Raw genomic sequence first — 21,752 nt, forward strand, 5'->3', positions numbered from 1 at the left:
AATTTCATTTTATGGAAAAACCAAAATACTCTAAAGCCACTTTGCAATACCTCCCTTTTTTTTATGTTATTTGGTCAGATGATTTGCTTTCTGCCTCTGAAACGAATGTTGTTAAAACGGCAATTTTAAAAGATAAATCTCTTTCCCAAAAAGACATAAAAATTTTAAATTCTTGGCTAAACAAAGAACAACCACCAAAAAATGAAGAATTTAAATCTTGGAAAACATTAATTGATTCCTCAAAAATTCAATTAATTGAAAATGATTCTTTCCCTTTGACTTTGTTTAGTCAAAAAATAGGAAATCTATATTATGATAATTGCCCTGTTAATGAGTCTTTAAAACATATTGAAACTAATTTAGGGCTACAACCTAACCACTATAATCATCTTTTTTCTACTCTAAGAGACAAGCCATTTAATTCTAAAGAATACGACTCCAAGATTATAGATTCGTTACTGAAAGGAAAACAAACCAAAGCCGTAAACAATTTTAGAGAAGAGCTTTCTTTTCCAATTTTTAAAAGGTCTCTTAGCAGGGACAAATCTATACATCGTAAAAAAGTATTAGAACAAGTTTCCTTTTTAGGAGAACGAGGATACGGTGCTATGGCCTACCCAAAAGAATACGGAGGAAAAAATGATATGGAAGGCTATGCTGCAATTTTCGAAAACATGATGTATGTAGATGGCAGCATGGCTATAAAATTTGGTGTACAATTTGGCTTGTTCGGAGGTAGTATTCAAAAATTAGGTACGGAAATACATCATAAAAAATATTTAGAAAAAACAGGAAAGGCTGAGTTACTGGGTTGCTTTGCTATGACAGAAACTGGTCATGGCTCTAATGTTCGTGGTATAAAAACTACAGCTACTTATGACAAAGTATTGGATCAAATTATAATTCATACTCCTGGTGACTTAGACAATAAAGAATACATAGGAAATGCTTTAGATTCCAAAATGGCATCTGTTTTTGCTCAATTAATTGTAAATGGAAAAAACGAAGGTGTACATGCTATTTTAGTACCCTTAAGAGATGAAAATCACAAACTGCTTTCAGGTATAAAAATAGAAGACAACGGATATAAACTTGGTCTGAACGGTGTAGATAATGGTAAAATTTGGTTTAATCAAGTTGCCGTACCTAAAGAAAACCTACTGAACAAATATGGCTCTATTGATTCTAAAGGAAACTATTTTTCCAATATAAAAAACCCCAACAAACGTTTCTTCACCATGCTTGGCACTTTGGTTGGAGGCAGAATATGTGTGGCAAGAGCTGGTCTAGGTGGCGCAAAAAAGGCCTTGACTATTGCAATAAAACATGCTCTACAAAGACGACAATTTAATGACAATAAAAAAGCGCAAGAAGACTTGTTAATGGATTACCCAACACATCAACTACGTTTAATTCCGTTAGTGGCAAGTGCCTACGTGTATCATATTACTTTGGATGATATGATGAAACAGTATTGCGATGATACTGTACTAGATAAAAGAAAAGTAGAAACCCAAGCTGCAGGGTTAAAATCTGTTATTACATGGTATGCAAATAATGCTATTCAAGAATGTAGAGAAGCATGTGGCGGGAAAGGATACTTGCAAGAAAACACTATTGGTGATTTAAAGAACGATGTAGACATCTTCACTACTTTTGAAGGAGATAATAACGTGTTACTATTATTAGCCGCTAAAGGCGTTCTATCAGAATTTAAAACCGAGTTTAATAGTGCAGGATTCACTTCTGTATTAAAACTATTAAGCATGCAGATAAATGATAAAATAACTAGTATAAATCCTATATATACCAACAAAGTAGATACGGCACATTTATATGATTCCCATTTCCACATACATGCTCTAGAATATAGAACTAGAAGACTAACCTATAGTGTGGCCATGCGTATACGAGATTATATTAAAAAAGGAATGCCTTCTTACCAAGCATTTCTAAAAGTACAGACACATTTATTAGCTCTTGGCAAAGCTTATAGTACAGCATTAGCGTATAAAAAATTCCATACTTTTAACTCCCAAATAAAAGACGATAAGTACGCAAAATTATTAAACAAGATTGGCACTCTCTATGCCCTACAAGAAATAAGACAAGATGCCAGCTGGTATTTAGAGCAAGGTTACATTAGCGGGACTAAATCGAAGGCTATAAGACAAAGGGTTGAGCGTTTATGTACGGAACTAAGACCTCATATTAATGTCCTAATAGATGGTTTTGGGGTTCCAGAACATTGCGTAAATGCTCCTATAGCCAGAAAAATTTAATTTTTACGTCGATAGAGCTCCGAAGTATCCAAGAACTCAGAAAGTATAATTTTACCTTCACCATAACAATAGGTTTTAGAGGAACCTGAAGAGGTAAGTTCTAAATGCTCTTGTGCATTTACTCTAGCAGTAGGAGATTCAATTAATGCAGCAATAACACTTGTTGCCTGTAGCTTTTCTGCCTTTAAATTAGATTTACCTTTTAAACTAACCATTAAGTTGTTTGTTGTACCATCCATCTTTGCTGAAGAAGTATCTTGCATATCCATAGAAACAAAACTACTTGTTGTATAGAGTCTAACATCTATGCGATCTTTTAAGTTAACTGATAAAGAATCCGTGTCGATATTAAAGTCCCCAGAACTATTATTTTCCATATTAACATGAACCAAGGGTGCATTCGCATTAAGCTCTAACTTAGAGGATTCAAACATATGCACAAACAACTCTTCAGAATTAACAACGTCATTCATTCTTATTCTACCAGCTCTAACGGTAATAGAATTTAAACTTTGGTAATTAACGGTTATCTCTAATTTCTTTTTACTTGTTATTTTATAAAAAGAACTAATATGTAAGGTACCATCTATCACTTTAAATTTAAGAACATCTATTAGGTTATCATCTGCGTTAAGTACATAACCTTCTACTCCCGTATTTTGAATATTAATATCCAAGTCATCCTTAAGTTCAATAGAAGAAAACACAGGTAACTCTTGTATTACTTCAACCACATTCTTATTTCCCTTTATTTTCGGTTTTCTTTGTGCGTGCAAATTCACACAAAACACAAAGACAAGTAATAAAACTATTCTTTTCATTATTGTTCTAATTAAATTAGTTAATGGTATTCTAACTTACAAAATAAATTGCAGAAAGATTAGGTTATCCAATAAAGTAATATCAAAAAAAATGCCCAACTCAGAAAGTTGGGCATTTTTTTAATTATATTATAAGATTATTAATGATGCATTTCTTCTTCACCATCTTGCAGCGGTACGGTCTGCGGAACAAAATCTTGCCCTGCAATAATGTACTCTCCATTCTCATCAACTTTACTATAATCATATGCCCAACGATGTACTTCAGGAATAGGTCCATGCCAGTTTCCGTGGAAATGCTCATGTGGCGTTGTCCATTCTAATGTATTCGACTTCCAAGGGTTTAAAGAACCTTTCTTTCCATAAAATATACTAGTAATGAAGTTATATAAAAATACCAACTGTGCAGCTGCCGCTATAATAGCAAACACGGTCATAAGCACCTGTACATCTGTCAATTCATCGAACATTGGGAACGCAGTATTTTCATAATATCTTCTTGGAACACCAGCCATACCAACAAAATGCATTGGAAAGAATACTCCATAAGCACAAACTGCTGTTATCCAAAAGTGCACATAACCTAAGTTCTTATTCATCATTCTACCCTCAAACATTTTAGGGAACCAATGATAAACACCGGCAAACAAGCCATATAAAGCAGATATACCCATTACCAAGTGGAAGTGAGCTACTACAAAATAAGTATCATGAACGTTAATATCTAATGTACTATCTCCTAATACGATACCCGTTAAACCACCAGTAATAAAGGTAGAAACTAAACCTATGGAAAACAACATCCCAGGATTTAGTTGCAAATTACCCTTCCAAAGTGTTGTTATATAGTTAAAGGCTTTTACTGCCGAAGGAATTGCAATTAATAAAGTCGTAAATGTAAATACAGATCCTAAGAATGGGTTCATTCCAGAAATAAACATGTGGTGACCCCAAACGATAGTGGATAAAAAGGCAATTGCAATAATAGATGCAATCATAGCTCTATAACCAAAAATAGGCTTACGAGCATTTGTAGACATTACTTCTGAAGTAATACCCAGTGCAGGTAATAATACAATATATACCTCAGGGTGACCTAAGAACCAAAATAGGTGTTCATATAATACAGGTGAACCTCCTTGATAGTGTAAAACCTCTCCTTGTATAAATATATCTGACAAAAAGAAAGATGTTCCAAAACTTCTATCCATAATCAACAATAAAGCCGCAGACAAAAGTACAGGGAAAGAAATAACACCTATAATCGCCGTTACAAAGAACGCCCATATTGTCAATGGCAACCTTGTCATTGACATTCCTTTTGTTCTTAAATTAATGACAGTTACTATATAATTTAAAGATCCCAATAAAGATGATGCAATAAAAATAGCCATAGAAACCAACCATAATGTCATCCCCATACCAGAACCTGGTTGCGCCATTGGCAAAGCACTTAAAGGAGGGTAAATTGTCCATCCAGCAGCTGCAGGGCCCGCTTCAACAAATAAAGAGCATAACATTATTACACTAGACAAAAAGAATAGCCAATAAGACACCATATTCAAAAAGCCAGATGCCATATCTCTTGCTCCAATTTGAAGTGGAATTAGTAGGTTACTAAAAGTACCACTTAAACCTGCTGTTAATACAAAGAATACCATTATGGTACCGTGTATTGTAACTAATGCCAAATAAATATCGGCATCCATAACTCCACCTGGAGCCCATTTTCCAAGTACGGCTTCAAAAATAGGAAAAGACTCTCCTGGCCATGCTAATTGCATTCTAAATAATATAGACATTGCAATTCCAATCGTTCCCATGATTAAACCAGTAATTAAATACTGCTTTGAAATCATCTTATGATCGGTACTAAATATATATTTTGTTACAAAGGTTTCTTTGTGATGATGCCCATGATCATCATCGTGACCTTCTACCTGTGCATGTGCTGTTGCTGACATAATCGAACTAGTTTTTTATTACGTTGAAATTTTACTTTAATTATTGTACAGATGCTACTGTTTGCTTAAAAGTTTGTTGCTCTTTAAGCCACTCATTGTATTCTTCTTCGGTTTCTACAATAATTTTCATCTGCATATTGTAATGAGACTTTCCGCAAATCTTATTACAAAGTAAAATATAATCGAACTCCCATGGATCAGAATTATCTTCTCCATTAGCAGCTTTCTTTGCTCTTATAGCATTAGTTCTTTTTACTTTATCAACCACATCCGGATTTAATCTCATCTCTGCGGTTGTTGTAATCGGTGTAAAAGAAAATTCAGTTATCATTCCCGGAACACAATTCATCTGTGCTCTAAAATGAGGCATATATGCAGAATGTAAAACATCTTGCGAACGCATTTTAAAATTTACTTTTCTACCAACTGGCAAATGCAATTCTTTTACAATAATATCATCAGCACCATAGTTATCAGATTCATCCAAACCTAAAACATTGGCATTATCAATATCAATCATCCTAACGTTAGCACCTCCAAGAACATTGTCTACTCCTGCATATCTAGCGGTCCAATTAAATTGCTGTGCGTATAATTCAACAATTAAAGGGTCATCCTCATCATTAATATCCATAATAGTAGTCCAAGTATAAAGACCCCAAAGTATTAAACCAGCCAAAACAATTACAGGAATAATAGTCCAAATAAACTCTAACTTATCATTATCTGCATAGAACAAAGCTTTATTTCCTTTCTTACCTCTATACTTATATCCAAAATAGTGCAATAAAGCCTGTGTAAGTGTTTGAACTATAAATATAATTACAAAAGACACCAACATCAAAGAATCATATTCTGCCCCATGTGCAGAAGATGCCGTTGGCAATAACACTTTAGTATACTTCCAAAAACTAAATATGGTTATACCATAGATAAAGATTAGAAAAGCGAACAATAGATAACCATTGTATTTGTTATCCTCATCGTTTGCAACTTGTGAATTTTCCGTTTTAAGCTGAGATAATTCAAAAATTTTAGTCATTTGCCAAATAGCAACTGCTACTAAAATTAATACAGCTAAAGTTAATAGTGTAGTCATTGTATGATTTAAAAATTATAGCTTATTAATAATGAAAATGTCTACTCTCCTCAATAAAAGGATTTCGTTTTGGTTGTAATGGCGCTTTACTTAATGCTCTAAAAACCCAGAAAATAAATAAGCCTGCAAAAAACAACACGGCGCCTATTTCTGGAATACCAATAAACCATTGATCCCCTACTGTAGAAGGCATAATCATATTAAAGATATCCAAATAGTGGCCAGCTAATATAACAACACCTGCCATAATAACAAACCAATTAACTCTTTTAAAATCGCTATTCATTAGTAACAATAATGGGAATACAAAGTTCATTGCTATCATTCCAAAAAATGGCAGCTTATAATCTTGTATACGTGTTACATAATATGTTACCTCTTCTGGAATATCGGAATACCAAATTAACATGAACTGAGAAAACCATAAATAGGTCCAAAAAACACTAATACCAAACATAAATTTAGCTAAATCGTGAATATGACTATCATTAACATCTGTTAAGTGACCTTTAGATTTTAAATAAATAGTTACCATAGCTATAACTGTAATTCCAGATACAAACATACTTGCAAATACATACCATCCAAACAAAGTACTAAACCAGTGTGGATCTACACTCATTATCCAATCCCAAGACATCATAGACTCTGATATTAGATAAAAAACTAAAAAGGCTGCAGAAATTCTAAAATTCAATTTAAAATTAGAGTCATCATTAGACTCATCCTGCTTTAAAGATAATTTTCTGGAATATTCTCTATACAAAATCCATCCCGCTAAAAATATCGCCGCTCTTATTAAGAAAAAAGTAGGGTTTAAAAATCCTTTTTTTCCTTGTAATAAATGATCATGAGCAACAACATCTGCATCCATCCAAACGAATAAATGGTTCATATGCAAGACAGACAATACTAAAATTACAAAAACAATAATACCACCTGGCACCAAATAAGATGTAATACCTTCCATTACTCTAAATAATAGAGGTGACCATCCTGCTTGTGCCGCTCTTTGAATAGCATAAAAGGCTAACACACCAAGAGATATCATCATGAAAAAGAAAGCCGCCACATATAGCGCTGCCCAAGGCTTATTTTGTAATTGATGTAATAAGTGTTCGTCATGAGAAGCATCATGCTTCCCGTGAGCTCCTACCTCTTCTCCATGCGCATCATGATGTGTGGTTTCTGCACCATGTGCATCACCATGACCGTCGGAGTGACTAGCAACAATAGCTTTCGCTTCTTCTATAGTTCCTGGAGCAGACAAAAACCCAGCACCAATACCTAATAATCCAACTGCCATCAATATGAAGGAAGCAATTTTTAATTTGTTTGAAAACGTGTACATATCGTAATTATCTATGTATTATTTTATTAAATCTTGTTTCAATGTCATTACATACTCAGAAACTTGCCACATTTCTTTTGTATTCAATTGGGATGCATAAGAACCCATAGAATTTAAACCGTATTGTATGGTATGAAAAGTAGTACCTACAGTAACATTCCTAGCAGCGTCAGCATAACTTGGCACACCAAGAATCTTTTCTCTTTTTACTAAATTTCCTTGACCTTTTCCTTTTGTACCATGGCAAATTCCACAATAGATAGTATACAATTCTTTCCCTTTAGCTAAATTGACCTCAGATTGTAATGAATCTAATGGACTAAGATTTAATCTAGCAATTTCCTTACCTTCAATTGTATTTTCAATGCCATAAGGTATCCATCCCCTCGAGATTGTATTTTCTACTGGCTTCATTGCCTCCATACTATTTGGCAAAAAATCTACTTCACTATACGTCTCATAGCCAACAGATTCATACATGTTAGGCATATATTGATAATTAGGTTTACTCTTATCAGCACATGATGCGACTAATAGCACCATTCCTAATACAATTACTATGTTTCTAAAACTGTTCATATTTAATGACTGTTTTTTTCTGATATATTTATTTCTACTGCTCCTGTATTTGCCAACAACTCTTTCAATTCATTTTCGTTATTATGAATTTCAATCTCCATTAAAAAATGGTCATCCGTTGTTCTAACGTCTGGATTTTCTGCTTTCTTAAATGGCCACAATCTACTTCTAAGGTAAAAAGTTATAACCATTAAATGGGCTGCAAAAAATACAGTAAGTTCAAACATTATAGGAACAAAAGCAGGCATATTTTCTAAATAGCTAAAACTTGGTTTTCCACCAATATCCTGTGGCCAATCTTCTATCATGATAAAATTCATCATAGTAATGGCTACTGTTAAACCTACACAACCATATAAAAAAGCTGTAATAGCTAATCTTGTTGGTGCTAATCCCATTGCTTTATCCAACCCGTGTACTGGGAAAGGACAATACACTTCATCAATATGATGTTTTGCTGCTTTTACTTTCTTAACAGCAAGCATAAGCACATCATCATCATCATAATAAGCATGTAATACTTTAGACGCCATATATCTATTTATTTGAATTTAACTTATTGGCCTGACCAGCCCAATCATCTCTTTGTGCACGCCCAGGAAATGAGCCTGTAATAGAATCTAACAAATCGTACTCTTTCTCTGTCATTTTTCCAACTTGAGCAAAAGTGTAAATTCCTATTTCGTTTAAAGTAACTTCCATTTTTGGACCTATACCTTTCACTTTCTTTAAATCGTCTGCAGTTTCTGTTTCTGCATCAAAAACTCCAATAGTATCAAACAAAGCAGAAACTTGCTTTTCATCTACTTCTATAGTTTCATTAACAATTTCTTCTGTCACTGTTTCTGTAACTTCTGTATTTCCATTAATTTGATATAATGGTTTTCCTGAATCTCTTAATTTCTTATATTTTTCTCCAGAAGATTTTAAAATAGATTTTACCTCTGCCTGAGCAATTACAGGGAATGTTCTAGCATATAACAAGAACAATACAAAGAAGAATCCTATAGTACCTATAAATATTCCGATATCTACAAAAGTAGGAGAGAACATTGTCCAAGAAGATGGTAAATAATCTCTATGTAATGATGTTACAATAATTACAAAACGCTCAAACCACATTCCTATGTTCACAATAATAGAGATAAAGAAAGAGAACATAATACTTGTTCTTAATTTCTTAAACCACATAAATTGAGGAGAAAACACATTACAAGTCATCATGGACCAGTAAGCCCACCAGTAAGGACCTGTTGCCCTATTCAAGAACGCATATTGTTCGTATTCTACTCCAGAATACCATGCCATAAACAACTCCGTAATATAAGCACAACCTACAATAGAACCTGTTAACATAATTACAATGTTCATTAACTCTATATGCTGTACTGTAATATAAGCTTCTAAATGACAAACCTTTCTCATGATAATTAACAATGTATTTACCATTGCAAAACCAGAGAAAATTGCCCCTGCCACAAAATATGGAGGAAATATTGTAGTATGCCATCCCGGAATTACCGATGTAGCAAAATCAAAAGATACGATAGTATGCACAGAAAGTACTAATGGTGTTGCTAAACCAGCCAATACCAAAGAAACCTCTTCAAAACGCTGCCAATCTTTTGCTCTACCACTCCAACCGAAACTTAATAGTCCGTATATTTTCTTTTGAAAAGGAAGAATAGCTCTATCTCTTAGCATTGCAAAATCTGGTAATAAACCGGTCCACCAGAATACTAATGATACCGATAAATAGGTAGAAATTGCAAATACATCCCAAAGAAGAGGGGAATTAAAGTTTACCCATAGAGAACCAAACTGGTTAGGTATAGGTAAAACCCAGTAAGCCAACCAAGGACGCCCCATGTGAATAATAGGAAACAATCCCGCTTGAACTACAGAAAATATTGTCATAGCCTCAGCAGAACGGTTAATTGCCATTCTCCATTTTTGTCTAAACAATAATAATACTGCAGAAATTAATGTTCCTGCATGTCCGATACCTACCCACCATACAAAGTTGGTAATATCCCAAGCCCAGTTTACAGACTTATTAAGACCCCATGTTCCAATACCAGTTGAAACTGTATAAATAATACAACCTAATCCCCAAAGGAATGCTATCAATGCAATGGAAAAAACAATCCACCAATGCTTATTAGCTCTTCCCTCTACAGGAGCAGCAATATCCACTGTTACATCGTGATAGCCTTTATCTCCAACTACAAGGGCTTTTCTAATAGGTGCTTCGTAATGCGACGCCATAAACTTCTATTATAGTTACTTTCTTATTATTTTTTTATGCTTCGTTTGTGTTTCTTACCTGTACATGATAAAAAACGTTTGGCTTAGTCCCAACATGCTCCAACAAGTGATACATACGGTCATCCTCTTTTAAATGAGCCACTTTACTATCCTTATCATTTACATCTCCAAAAACAATTGCACCATCGCCACAAGCAGCAGAACAAGCAGTCTGGAATTCTCCATCCTCAATAACTCTACCATCTCTTTTGGCATCCAAAATAGTTTTTTGGGTTTTCTGAATACACATAGAACACTTCTCAATAACCCCTCTTGAACGTACATTCACATCCGGATTAAGAACCATTTTACCCAAATCATTATTCATATGATAATCAAACTCGTCATTATTATTATATAAGAACCAGTTAAACCTACGAACTTTATAAGGGCAGTTATTTGCACAATATCTTGTACCTACACATCTGTTATACGCCATTTGGTTTTGACCTTGACGCCCGTGCGATGTTGCAGCGACCGGACAAACAGTTTCACAAGGTGCATGATTACAATGCTGACACATTACAGGCTGAAAAGCTACTTGCGGATTAGCCGAAGGGTCTTCCAATTCCAAGAACCCACCTAAAGAGCCATTATCACCCGAAAGACCATCAAAACCAGCTTTCTTAGCATCATCTCCTTCAAAAGATTCCTCAGAAGAATAGTACCTATCAATACGCAACCAGTGCATATCTCTAGACTTTCTAACTTCTTCTTTACCTACTACAGGCACATTATTTTCTGCATGACAAGCTATAACACATGCACCACAACCAGTACATGCATTTAAATCTATAGACATATTAAAATGATGCCCAATAGATCTATCAAAACTTTCCCATAAATCTACAGACGTAGCCTCAACCTCTTGATGATCCAAAGAAACCATTGGTTGAGGATTCCACTCCTTATGATTTTTAGTATTAAATATCTCTAGAGTAGTTTCTTTAATAATATCTCCTCTTCCCATAAGCGTCTTATGCAATTGCACACAAGCAAACTCATGATCCTTAACACCTTGCACTTTTTCAATAGACACAGACTGAGTATTCTTAAAATCTTGATACAAAGGAAAAGCATTAACTCCTGTTTGCATCTCTTCTTTTAACCCAACTTTCTTACCATAACCCAAAGAAAAACCAATAGAACTCTTTGCCTGACCTGGCTGAACAACTACCGGCACTCTATCTACAACAACTCCATTAACAGTAAGTTTAGCATAACTACCATCCATACCACCATTTGCCACATTATAATTTTCCAAACCTAACGCCTCTGCATCTGCTTTAGAAACTGTAACATAATTATCCCAAGCTACTCTAGTAATTGGATCAGGAAATTCTTGCAACCAAGGGTTACTAGCTTGTTGCCCATCACCCATTCCTGTTTTAGAATACAATGTCAATTCAAACTCACCCTCACTAGTAGCTCCTGATAATGCCCTTACAGCAGCATCAATTGAATTTTTCTTTACCAGTAACTCCTCTTCTATTTCATCAGAAACAGAAATAGAAGCAACTTCCTGCAAAACTTCATCTTTAACCACAAAGACACCATCATGCAAAGCCAAATTCCAATCTGCACCATTTAAAACAGATGCAGTCCATGTTTCTTTTACATAATCATAATAAGTAGATTCACTACCCATCCAATTTAACAAGGAAGACTGAAACTGACGCGTATCAAACAATTCCTTTATAGCTGGTTGAATTAAACTATAATTGCCTTTCTTAATCTCCACATCACCCCAAGACTCTAAGTAATGATTAGCGGCAGCAGTATAGGTAGTAACTTCTGTAGTTTCATTCCAATTCGTCGCGTAAGCAACAGAAACATCAACCTTCTCAATCCCAGATTTAAAAGCAGCAGAATTAGGCAATGAATACATTGGATTAACACCATCCATTACCAAAACACCAACTTTACCCGCATTCATATCTGCAACTAACTTATTAACTGCATTAACATTACCTTGTCTTACATACCTAGGAGCAACTGCATCATAAGCTCTACTTCCTAGCATTTCATTTATAGCAAGAACAACCGCCTGAGCATTCTCATCATCTAAACCTGTAACAACAACAGATCCTTTTTTATTTTTATTTATTAAAGCCGCCACACTATTAACCGCTTCTTCCGCATAAGCAGGTATTTCACCTGAAGCAGAAGTGCCAGCAAGCTTAGCGTATAATTTTGCCAAAGCTATTTTTTGTTGTGTCGGAGTTAAGGCCACACGTTTATCCGCATTTGCACCAGCTAAAGACATATTAGCCTCAAACTGCACATGCTTAGACATTTTCCCATTCTTTGGAATACGACCCTTAGAATAACCACTATTATAACCTCCACCTTGCCAATCTCCAATAAAATCAGCACCGAAAGAAACTATAACATCGGCTTTTTCAAAATCATAATCCGCTAAAGCCCTTTGCCCATATCTACTCTCAAAAGCATTTAAAGCAGCATCCTGCGAAATAGCATCATACACTACATGATTAACACTAGAATTAACCGTTTTAAATTGCTCCATTAATCTAGCTGTAGAAGGACTAGCGTATGTTTGCGTTAAAAAAACAGCTTGCTTACCCGTATCTTTCAACGCCTCTATCTTAGATTTAACATCTGCATTCAAGACACTCCACTCTACAGGCTCTCCACCCTTAGAAGCACCTTGCAATCTCGTACTATCATATAAAGATAAAACCGAAGCTTGCACTCTTGCGTTTGCAAAACCACCGACATTGGCATCCGTATTATTTTCAACCTTAATAGGCCTTCCCTCTCTAGTTTTTATTAATATACTAGCAAAATCAAAACCATTAGCAATAGTCGTAGCATAATAATTAGCCACCCCAGGAACAATATTTTCTGGTTGCACTACATAAGGAATAGTTTTTACCACCGGACCTTCGCAAGCCGCTAAAGAAGCAGCCGCAGTACTAAAACCAACATATTTTAGAAAATCCCTTCTATTGGTATTAGACTCAGATAAATTTTCTTTATCTCCTAAAAACTCATCAACAGGAATTTCCTCAACAAATTCATTCTGTTTTAGCGTCTCAACAATGGAATCGCTGGGATTTAACTCCGCTTCGTTTTTCCAATATTTTTTGTTTGATGCCATACTTTATATATGTAATTAGCTTCTTTTGATTAAATTAATAGTGACATTTTCCACATTCCAAACCACCCATCTGAGCAGCAGTAAGCTTATCAACACCATATTTTTTAGAAAGTTCAGAGTGTATTTTTTCATAATACGCATTCCCCTCAACTTTTACATTAGTTTCTCTATGACAATTAACACACCAGCCCATTGTTAATGGAGAATACTGGTACATAATTTCCATTTCCTCTACTGGCCCATGACAAGTCTGACATTCTACTCCAGCAACAGAAACATGCTGTGAGTGATTGAAGTACGCAAAATCAGGAAGATTATGAATACGAACCCACTCTACCGGTTTACTTTCTCCCGTGTAATTTTGATTTTCTTCATCCCAACCAACAGCCTTATATAGTTTTTTAATTTCTCCTGTATAAAACTCATTTGTATACCCATTTGCCAAATCCTCTGAAGAAGGCCCTTCAGCATTTCCTTTATACTCAAAAATAGACTTATGACAATTCATACAAACATTTAAAGCAGGTACACCAGAAGTCTTAGAAACCCTTGCAGAAGAATGACAATATTTACATTCGATTTTATTATCACCTGCATGCACTTTATGAGAAAAATGTATAGGCTGTATTGGAGCATAACCCTGATCCACACCCACTTGCATCATCCATCCATAAGCAAAATACGCACTACCCAACAACATTAACACAACTGTTACTAAAACCAAAAATTGATTCTGAGCAAAAGCTTTCCAAATAGGCAATCTCTTTTCTGCATTCTCCTGCTCCAAAGAAACCCCATTAGCCTCCGCAATACGTCTTAATGTTTTATTCACTAAGAACAACATCATGACCAAAAGACCAAAAACACAGGTTAGAGCACCCAATATTACCTCATTAGAAATTCCAGATGAAACACCTTGCGCCGCGGCAACACCTACACCTTCTGACGACTTCACTACAGGAGCAGCCGGAGCGGCCGCTGTATAAGCCAATATATTATCAATATCCGCATTAGACAATGTTGGAAAAGCCGTCATTGCAGCTTGATTAAACTCCGCATACACTTTATTAGCATAAGCATCACCCGACTTTATAAGTCCAGGGCTATTTTTAATCCAAGCATACAACCACTCTCTATCCAACCCTTCATCCTCAGAAAGACGCTCCTCCACTTTTTCCAAAGCAGGACCAGTCATTTTACGAGTTAAAGAGTGACAAGCTGCACAATTTTGATTAAACAACGCTTTTCCTTTCACAGGGTCACCTCCAGACGCATTTGCCTCGTCTTGAGCAAAAGCTGAAATAGAGAAAAGCAAGAAAAGCACTACACTGATATTTAGCACTTTAAAAATCTGATTGCGGTTTATAACCTTTTTCATATAATAGAATATTTCAATCGGAATTTATGGCATGATATTAGTCATTGTTATTTAAAATAACCACACCTCTACCTGAATTGATCGCAAAAATACAACATAGACTTTATTTTGAAAATGTTAAGGTATTTATAATTTGTAATTTATAACTATTCTAAATAAATAGAAAAAATCATGAAAATGACTTTTAAAATTTACATTTGCAAAGCTATAAAACGCATAAACACAATAAGATGAAAACATTACTAACAATAACAGCTTTTGCAGCATTTACAGCCTTTTCCCAAGCACAAGATGGACAAGTAACTATAAATCAAGACAATAAAATTGTTGAACTATTAGAGATATACAAGACTGCCACAAACAATGCCAACTACTATAGGATACAAGTTGGATTTGGCTCTTATGCTAAGGCTCAAAGAATTAAATCTAATGTAGAAATAGACTTCCCTGACCTTGTTTCTAAAATTGATTTTGACTCCCCTACTTACAGAGTAAGATTAGGTCGTTTTAAATCTAAATTAGTTGCTGAACGAAAATTTAAAGAAGTTAGAAAAAAATATCCCGAAGCGATATTACTAAAACCAAAAAAATCGACCAAATAGGTCGATTTTTTTATTTATAACATGAAGCTATTACCTTATTTTAACTTTTTCTTCACCGCTACTTCTTGGAAAGCTTCTACTACATCACCCTCCTTAATATCATTGTAGTTCTTAATTTGCAATCCACAATCATACCCTTTAGCAACTTCCTTAACATCATCCTTAAATCGTTTTAATGAAGCAAATTCCCCAGTATATATTACAACACCATCACGGATTAATCTAATATTAGAGTTTCTGAATATCTTCCCAGTAAGAACCATACAACCTGCAATAGTACCCACTTTTGATATTTTAAACGTTTCTCTTATTTCCGCTGTACCTGTAATCTCTTCTTTCATTTCCGGAGATAACATTCCTTCCATTGCATCCTTAAGATCATTAATAGCCGCATAAATAATAGAGTACATTCTAATATCTATTTCTTCTTTTTCCGCAACCGCTCTAGCATTACCCATTGGACGCACATTAAATCCAATAATTACAGCATCAGAAGCAGAAGCCAACAATACATCAGATTCCGTTATCGGACCAACACCCTTGTGAATAATATTCACCTGAATTTCATCTGTAGACAATTTCTGGAAAGAATCCGTAAGCGCTTCAACAGAACCATCCACATCCCCTTTAAGGATAATATTAAGCTCCTTAAAGTCCCCAAGAGCAATTCTTCTTCCTATTTCATCAAGAGTTATATGTCTTTGTGTTCTTACAGATTGCTCACGCTGCAATTGAGAACGTCTTGTCGCAATTTGTTTCGCCTCACGCTCATCTTCTAGAACGTTAAATTTATCACCTGCCTGAGGAGCACCATCTAAACCGAGTATAGAAATTGGTGTTGATGGACCAGCTTCTTTAATACTATTCCCTCTTTCATCGTGCATTGCCTTAATCTTACCACTAGTGGTACCCGCCAAGACATAATCCCCAATTTTCAAAGTACCCGCTTGTACTAATATAGTAGAGACATAACCTTTACCTTTATCTAGAAATGCTTCAACCACAGTACCTACAGCTAGTTTTTCAGGATTAGCCTTCAATTCTAGCAATTCAGCTTCTAACAGTACTTTTTCCAAAAGCTCTTTTACACCCTCTCCAGTTTTAGCAGAAATATCATGAGATTGTATTTTACCACCCCAATCTTCTACTAACAAGTTCATTTGCGCAAGACCTTCCTTAATCTTATCCGGATTAGCCGTTGGCCTATCTATTTTGTTAATCGCGAACACAATTGGAACACCAGCTGCCTGCGCATGACTAATTGCTTCTTTTGTTTGTGGCATTATATCATCATCCGCTGCCACTACAATTATAGCTATATCCGTTACTTGAGCACCTCTAGCACGCATAGCCGTAAACGCTTCGTGACCAGGCGTATCTAAAAATGCTATTTTCTGCCCATCTTCTAAAGTTACACCATAAGCACCAATATGCTGTGTAATTCCTCCACTCTCTCCTGCAATAACATTTTCTTTACGTATATGATCCAGCAAAGAAGTTTTACCGTGATCCACATGCCCCATTACTGTAACAATAGGCGCTCTTGATTTTAAATCTTCTGGAGCGTCCTCTTCCTCTACAATACTCTCCTCAATATCTGCAGTAATAAACTCTACCTCATAACCAAACTCATCCGCTACAATAGATAATGTTTCTGCATCTAATCTTTGGTTCATGGTAACCATAATCCCCAAGGACATACAAGCAGAAATTATTTCCGTTGTACCAACCTCCATCATAGTAGCCACTTCACTTGCCGTAACAAATTCTGTAACCTTTAGAATTTTACTTTCTAATTCTTGTTTCTCTAAATCTTTCTCTGTTTGCTGACGGTGTTGATCCCTCTTATCTCTTCTATACTTAGCTCCTTTTCCTTTTTTAGATTTACCCTGAAGTTTCTCTAAAGTCTCACGTACTTGCTTTTGTACATCTTCTTCTGTAGGCTCCACTTTAGCAACTTGACCAAAACGCTTACCTCCTTTATTAGGACCATTATTTCCTCTTGGACCAGTACCTCTAGCTCCTGGTCTTGCAGGACCTCTACCCGGAGCAGATCCTCCTCCATTGTTATTACTTACTATTCTTCTTCTGCGTTTTTTCTTATCTCCACCCGCATTAGAATCTTTAGTTTCTTCTTTTTTCTTTTTAGGCTTCTGAAACTTAGACAAGTCAATTTTAGCTCCTGTAATTTTAGGGCCACTCAACTTCTTATACTGGGTAGTTAATGTTTCATTTTCCGGAGTTTTTTCCTCTTGCTCAGAAACCTCCTCTTTCTTCTCGTCTTTTTCCCCTTCAACCGGAACAACAACTGGCTCCTTATCTTCTACCTCTTTTTTAACCTCAACTTTCTCATTAGTCTTTTCTTCCTCCTCCTTTACAGGTGCTTGAGAAACAACTTTAGGCGCTTTAACCTTAGGCACTTCAGCCCTAAATTCTACCTTCTCCGGAACAACAGGTTTTTCCTTCACTTTTTCCTGAACTACAGGGGCTTTAACTTCTTCAGCCGGCTTTACATCCTCAGACTCCTTTTTCTTAGGGTTTAAATCTATTTTACCAACAGTTTTAGGCCCTGAAAGCTCTACTTTAGCTTTTATTATGCGTTCCGAAGAAGCTGCTCTTTTCTCACGAACCAACCTTCTTTCTTCTTGCTCCTGTTCTAATTGAACTCGAATCGCCTCTTTCTCTTTTCTCTTTTCTTCTCCAACTTCTTTAGACGCAACCTTTTTACTCATGTCCGTCTGGAATTCATCCAAAAGGACTTGATACACCTCATCAGATATTTTCGTTGTAGGCCTAGCCTCTACAGTATGCCCTTTTGTAGCAAGGTGATCTACTGCCCTATCCAATGAAATATTAAGTTCGCGAAGAACTTTATTAAGTCTTATTTTTGCATTGTCTGCCATAAATACTGATTCCCGTTCTTAAAAATTACTGCTAATATATAGTTAATCTTCTAATTCTTCTTTTAGAATGCGAACAACTTCTACAATTGTTTCTTCTTCTAAATCAGTTCTTTTAACTAGATCACTAACATCTTGCTCTAAAACACTTCTTGCAGTGTCCATCCCAATCTTCTTGAATTCTTCAATAATCCAAGCATCGATTTCATCTGAAAATTCCGTCAACTCAACATCTTCCTCAACTCCTTCTCTAAATACATCTATCTCATAGCCAGTCAATTGACCTGCTAATCGAATATTATGACCTCCTCTTCCTATAGCCTTAGAAACCTCTTCTGGCCTTAGGTACACTTGAGCAGTCATCTTTTCATCATTAAGTTTCACTGAAGATACTCTTGCAGGACTCAATGCTCTTGTTACCAACAATTGCGGATTACTTGTCCAGTTGATAACATCTATATTTTCATTTCCCAGCTCTCTTACTATACCATGAATACGAGAACCTTTCATACCCACACATGCCCCTACTGGATCAATACGATCATCATAAGAATCTACAGCAACTTTTGCTTTTTCACCAGGAATACGAACTGCTTTTTTAACCGTAATTAAACCATCAAAAACTTCCGGTATCTCTTGGAAGAACAATTGCTCCAAAAATTTAGGAGAACTTCTAGACATAATTATAGTAGGCTTACTTCCTTTTAACTCTACACTTTCAATTATTCCACGAACGTTATCTCCTTTACGGAAAAAATCCGAAGGAATCTGTCTGTCTTTCGGTAAAATTATTTCATTCCCCTCATCATCTAACATTATAATAGCTTTATGTCTTATATGATGAACTTCAGCCGTATAAATTTCTCCTTCTAAATCTTTAAATTGCTTATATATAGTAGTATTATCGTGCTCATGGATTTTTGAGATAAGATTTTGACGCAATGCCAATATAGCTCTTCTTCCCAAATCTATCAGTTTCACTTCTTCTGAAACATCTTCTCCCACCTCAAAATCTGGTTCAATCTTACGAGCTTCAGTTAAGGATATTTCTTCATTAGGCTCTTCTACCTCACCATCCTCAACTACGATTCTATTTCTCCAAATTTCTAAATCTCCTTTATCTGGATTTATAATAATGTCAAAGTTATCATCCGAACCGAATTTCTTTTTCAGAGCGTTTCTAAAAACATCCTCTAAAATCGCCATAAGCGTAACTCGGTCGATAAATTTATCATCTTTAAATTCCGAGAAAGATTCAATCAGCGCAATATTTTCCATTTTTACCTATCTATTAAAATTTTAATACAACTTTTGCTTTCTTAATTTCAGAAAAAGGTATTTCAACTTTTTTCTGAACTGTCACTTTACCTTTACCTATTGGTTTAGGCTCTCTTGCCTTCCACTCCAGAGTAATAGATTCTTCACTTGCTTCCGTTAAATTACCCTCATAAGAAATACTCTCTGTATCCACTTCTACTTTTCTACCTACATTCTTCTTATACTGTCTTGGCAATACTAATGGCGAAGCCGCTCCTGCCGAAGCTACTTCTAAAGAAAAATCCTCCTCTTCCCTATCCAAATTATGCTCTATTGCCCTACTAACTCTTACACAATCTTTTACCGTAACACCGTTATCACCATCGATAACAACATTAATTTTATTATCCATTGTAATTGTAAAATCTATTAAAAAAATAGACTCATCTTCTTGCAAAGCAACTTCTAATAATTCTTTTACTCTATGTTTGAGCATAATTTTAAGTAATAAAAGAGGGGACAAAATGTCCCCTCATGAATACTTTATATCCTTTCAGTTTCGCAAATATACAATATTTTTGTTTTCTACAATGGACTATTACTAGTAATAAGTACCTAAAAACATGATAAACAATAAAAAATTGTAAAATCATTCCTTTTTCTACATATTTTTTATTCCTTTTTCTATTTTAGAAACATTATTTTTAGACATTCAACAAAAAAACCTAAAGACTTAGTTCATGGAAATATTCTCTTCTTACAATCTTATTATAGGCGCTTCCATTATTGTAGTTCTTTCTTTTTGGTTTAATGGAATATCCAAAAAAACCAATATTCCCTCTGTACTAATGCTTATTGTATTAGGTATAATACTACAATATGTTTTAAAATATTTTATTGCAGATTTACCTAATTTCGATGGAGCTCTAGAGCTCCTAGGTATTGTAGGACTTATAATGATTGTATTAGAAGCCGCCCTAGAACTAGAGTTAAAAAAGAGCAAGATTATACCCATCCTTAAAGCAATGGCTATTGCACTAATAGGACTAATAGGATCCGCCTACGTCGCTGCTTTAATTTTACATTATTTTATCCCTAATATGAGTATGCAATCTGCTTGGCTATACGCAACCCCTCTTTCTATTCTCTCAAGTGCTATTATTATTCCAAGCGTTAGTGGCCTAAGTGCCCAAAAAAAAGAGTTTCACATATACGAAAGCACTTTCTCTGACATTATGGGAATAATGATGTTCTACTTTTTAATAGGAGGACTAAACCCTGCCGAAGATTCTGGAGTAGCTGGTTTCGCAGGTAATATTGCCCTAACCATAGGAATTGCTCTTATAGCAAGTTACGCTATTATACTTATTTTTCAGCGCATAAAAAGCCAAGCAAAGCAATTTTTGCTTATCGCAGTACTACTACTTCTTTATGCTATTGGAAAAAAAATGCACTTATCATCTTTAATAATAATTCTCATATTCGGTTTAGTAATCGCCAATGTAAAACTCTTTTTTCCCGGCAAAACAAAAATCTTTTTAGAAAGCGAAAAAATACACCAAATATACCATGAATTACATATAATAACTTTAGAAACTGCTTTTGTGGTTCGTACTTTTTTCTTTGTAATATTTGGCATCACTATTGTTCTTTCCTCCTTATTTAACCTAACCGTAGTTTTTGTTAGCCTCCTCATTATAGCCTCGATTTACCTAATTCGCTTTTTAATCCTTAAAATATTCTTTGGAAAAGACATTCTGCCGCAATTGTTTATTGCTCCAAGAGGATTAATTACTGTTCTTTTGTTTTATGCAATACCTAAAGAGGCACAAGTGGCAACTTTTGAATCTGGTATTCTCCTTTTTGTAATTATTGCCACAAGTCTTGTTATGACATGGGCAATGATTAAAGACAAACGAAAAATGAATACTCCCCTGGATGAGATTGATGAAGAAATGCGCGAAAGAAATGAAGCAGAAGATATGCTCCATGAAAAGCAAAACGAACTAGACCAATCCCCAGAAACAAATAAAGACCCGACCAACAATGCTACAGAAGAAGACAACCAAATCTTAGATAAATAACAAT

General features: G+C 35.1%; 15 protein-coding genes. 3 read left to right on the plus strand and 12 right to left on the minus strand.

Annotated elements, in window-relative coordinates:
* The first annotated feature begins 11 nt into the window (after positions 1-11).
* On the plus strand, positions 12-2,282 hold the full coding sequence (locus Q0856_RS02255) for an acyl-CoA dehydrogenase (protein WP_298502188.1): 2,271 nt from the start codon (positions 12-14) through the stop codon (positions 2,280-2,282).
* On the opposite strand, the gene Q0856_RS02260 is transcribed toward Q0856_RS02255, so the two are convergent.
* The 9 genes from Q0856_RS02260 to Q0856_RS02300 all read right to left on the minus strand — a co-directional run bounded on the left by Q0856_RS02260 (position 2,279) and on the right by Q0856_RS02300 (position 14,905).
* Entirely contained in the window at positions 2,279-3,103 is an 825-nt protein-coding gene (locus tag Q0856_RS02260; protein WP_298473660.1) for a DUF2807 domain-containing protein, read from the minus strand. The genes Q0856_RS02255 and Q0856_RS02260 overlap by 4 nt on opposite strands.
* Before the next feature lie 140 nt (positions 3,104-3,243).
* The gene (locus tag Q0856_RS02265) at positions 3,244-5,067 is read right to left on the minus strand and encodes a cbb3-type cytochrome c oxidase subunit I (protein WP_298473662.1); all 1,824 of its coding nucleotides are present in this window, start codon (positions 5,065-5,067) and stop codon (positions 3,244-3,246) included.
* A 40-nt stretch (positions 5,068-5,107) separates the two neighbouring features.
* Entirely contained in the window at positions 5,108-6,166 is a 1,059-nt protein-coding gene (locus Q0856_RS02270) for a cytochrome c oxidase subunit II (RefSeq protein WP_298502191.1), read from the minus strand.
* 25 nt (positions 6,167-6,191) lie between these two features.
* A complete protein-coding gene (locus Q0856_RS02275) occupies positions 6,192-7,517 on the minus strand; it encodes a quinol:cytochrome C oxidoreductase (RefSeq protein ID WP_298502194.1) in 1,326 nt (441 codons plus the stop codon).
* Between the two features lie 18 nt (positions 7,518-7,535).
* Positions 7,536-8,096 carry a cytochrome c gene (locus tag Q0856_RS02280; protein WP_298473674.1) on the minus strand — a complete coding sequence of 187 codons (561 nt, stop codon included), beginning with the start codon at positions 8,094-8,096 and terminating at the stop codon, positions 7,536-7,538.
* 2 nt (positions 8,097-8,098) lie between these two features.
* Positions 8,099-8,629 (minus strand): DUF3341 domain-containing protein, encoded by a 531-nt coding sequence (locus Q0856_RS02285; protein ID WP_298473677.1) that lies wholly within the window; start codon positions 8,627-8,629, stop codon positions 8,099-8,101.
* A 4-nt stretch (positions 8,630-8,633) separates the two neighbouring features.
* Positions 8,634-10,364, minus strand: a complete 1,731-nt coding sequence (nrfD, locus tag Q0856_RS02290; protein ID WP_298502197.1) for an NrfD/PsrC family molybdoenzyme membrane anchor subunit — start codon at positions 10,362-10,364, stop codon at positions 8,634-8,636.
* Between the two features lie 34 nt (positions 10,365-10,398).
* Complete coding sequence (locus Q0856_RS02295; protein ID WP_298502199.1) at positions 10,399-13,527, minus strand: TAT-variant-translocated molybdopterin oxidoreductase; 3,129 nt, start codon at positions 13,525-13,527, stop codon at positions 10,399-10,401.
* 34 nt (positions 13,528-13,561) lie between these two features.
* The gene (locus Q0856_RS02300; RefSeq protein WP_298502202.1) at positions 13,562-14,905 is read right to left on the minus strand and encodes a cytochrome c3 family protein; all 1,344 of its coding nucleotides are present in this window, start codon (positions 14,903-14,905) and stop codon (positions 13,562-13,564) included.
* A gap of 230 nt (positions 14,906-15,135) precedes the next feature.
* On the opposite strand from Q0856_RS02300, the gene Q0856_RS02305 reads away from it, so the two are divergent.
* The gene (locus Q0856_RS02305) at positions 15,136-15,507 is read left to right on the plus strand and encodes an SPOR domain-containing protein (protein WP_298473687.1); all 372 of its coding nucleotides are present in this window, start codon (positions 15,136-15,138) and stop codon (positions 15,505-15,507) included.
* A gap of 35 nt (positions 15,508-15,542) precedes the next feature.
* Here the strand turns inward: Q0856_RS02305 and infB are convergent, their stop codons facing one another.
* From infB to rimP, 3 genes are read right to left on the minus strand one after another with little or no spacing between them, the layout of a single operon-like run.
* Positions 15,543-18,410, minus strand: a complete 2,868-nt coding sequence (infB, locus tag Q0856_RS02310; RefSeq protein ID WP_298502205.1) for a translation initiation factor IF-2 — start codon at positions 18,408-18,410, stop codon at positions 15,543-15,545.
* A 42-nt stretch (positions 18,411-18,452) separates the two neighbouring features.
* Positions 18,453-19,685: a transcription termination factor NusA gene (nusA, locus tag Q0856_RS02315; protein WP_298473692.1), complete on the minus strand. Its 1,233-nt coding sequence runs from the start codon at positions 19,683-19,685 to the stop codon at positions 18,453-18,455.
* A gap of 13 nt (positions 19,686-19,698) precedes the next feature.
* Positions 19,699-20,160, minus strand: coding sequence for a ribosome assembly cofactor RimP (gene rimP, locus Q0856_RS02320; protein ID WP_298473695.1), 462 nt, complete (start codon positions 20,158-20,160; stop codon positions 19,699-19,701).
* 244 nt (positions 20,161-20,404) lie between these two features.
* On the opposite strand from rimP, the gene Q0856_RS02325 reads away from it, so the two are divergent.
* Positions 20,405-21,748, plus strand: coding sequence for a cation:proton antiporter (locus Q0856_RS02325; protein ID WP_298502208.1), 1,344 nt, complete (start codon positions 20,405-20,407; stop codon positions 21,746-21,748).
* The last annotated feature ends 4 nt before the right edge of the window (positions 21,749-21,752 follow it).

Source organism: uncultured Maribacter sp., from assembly GCF_947496775.1.
Taxonomy (GTDB): Bacteria; Bacteroidota; Bacteroidia; order Flavobacteriales; family Flavobacteriaceae; genus Maribacter_B.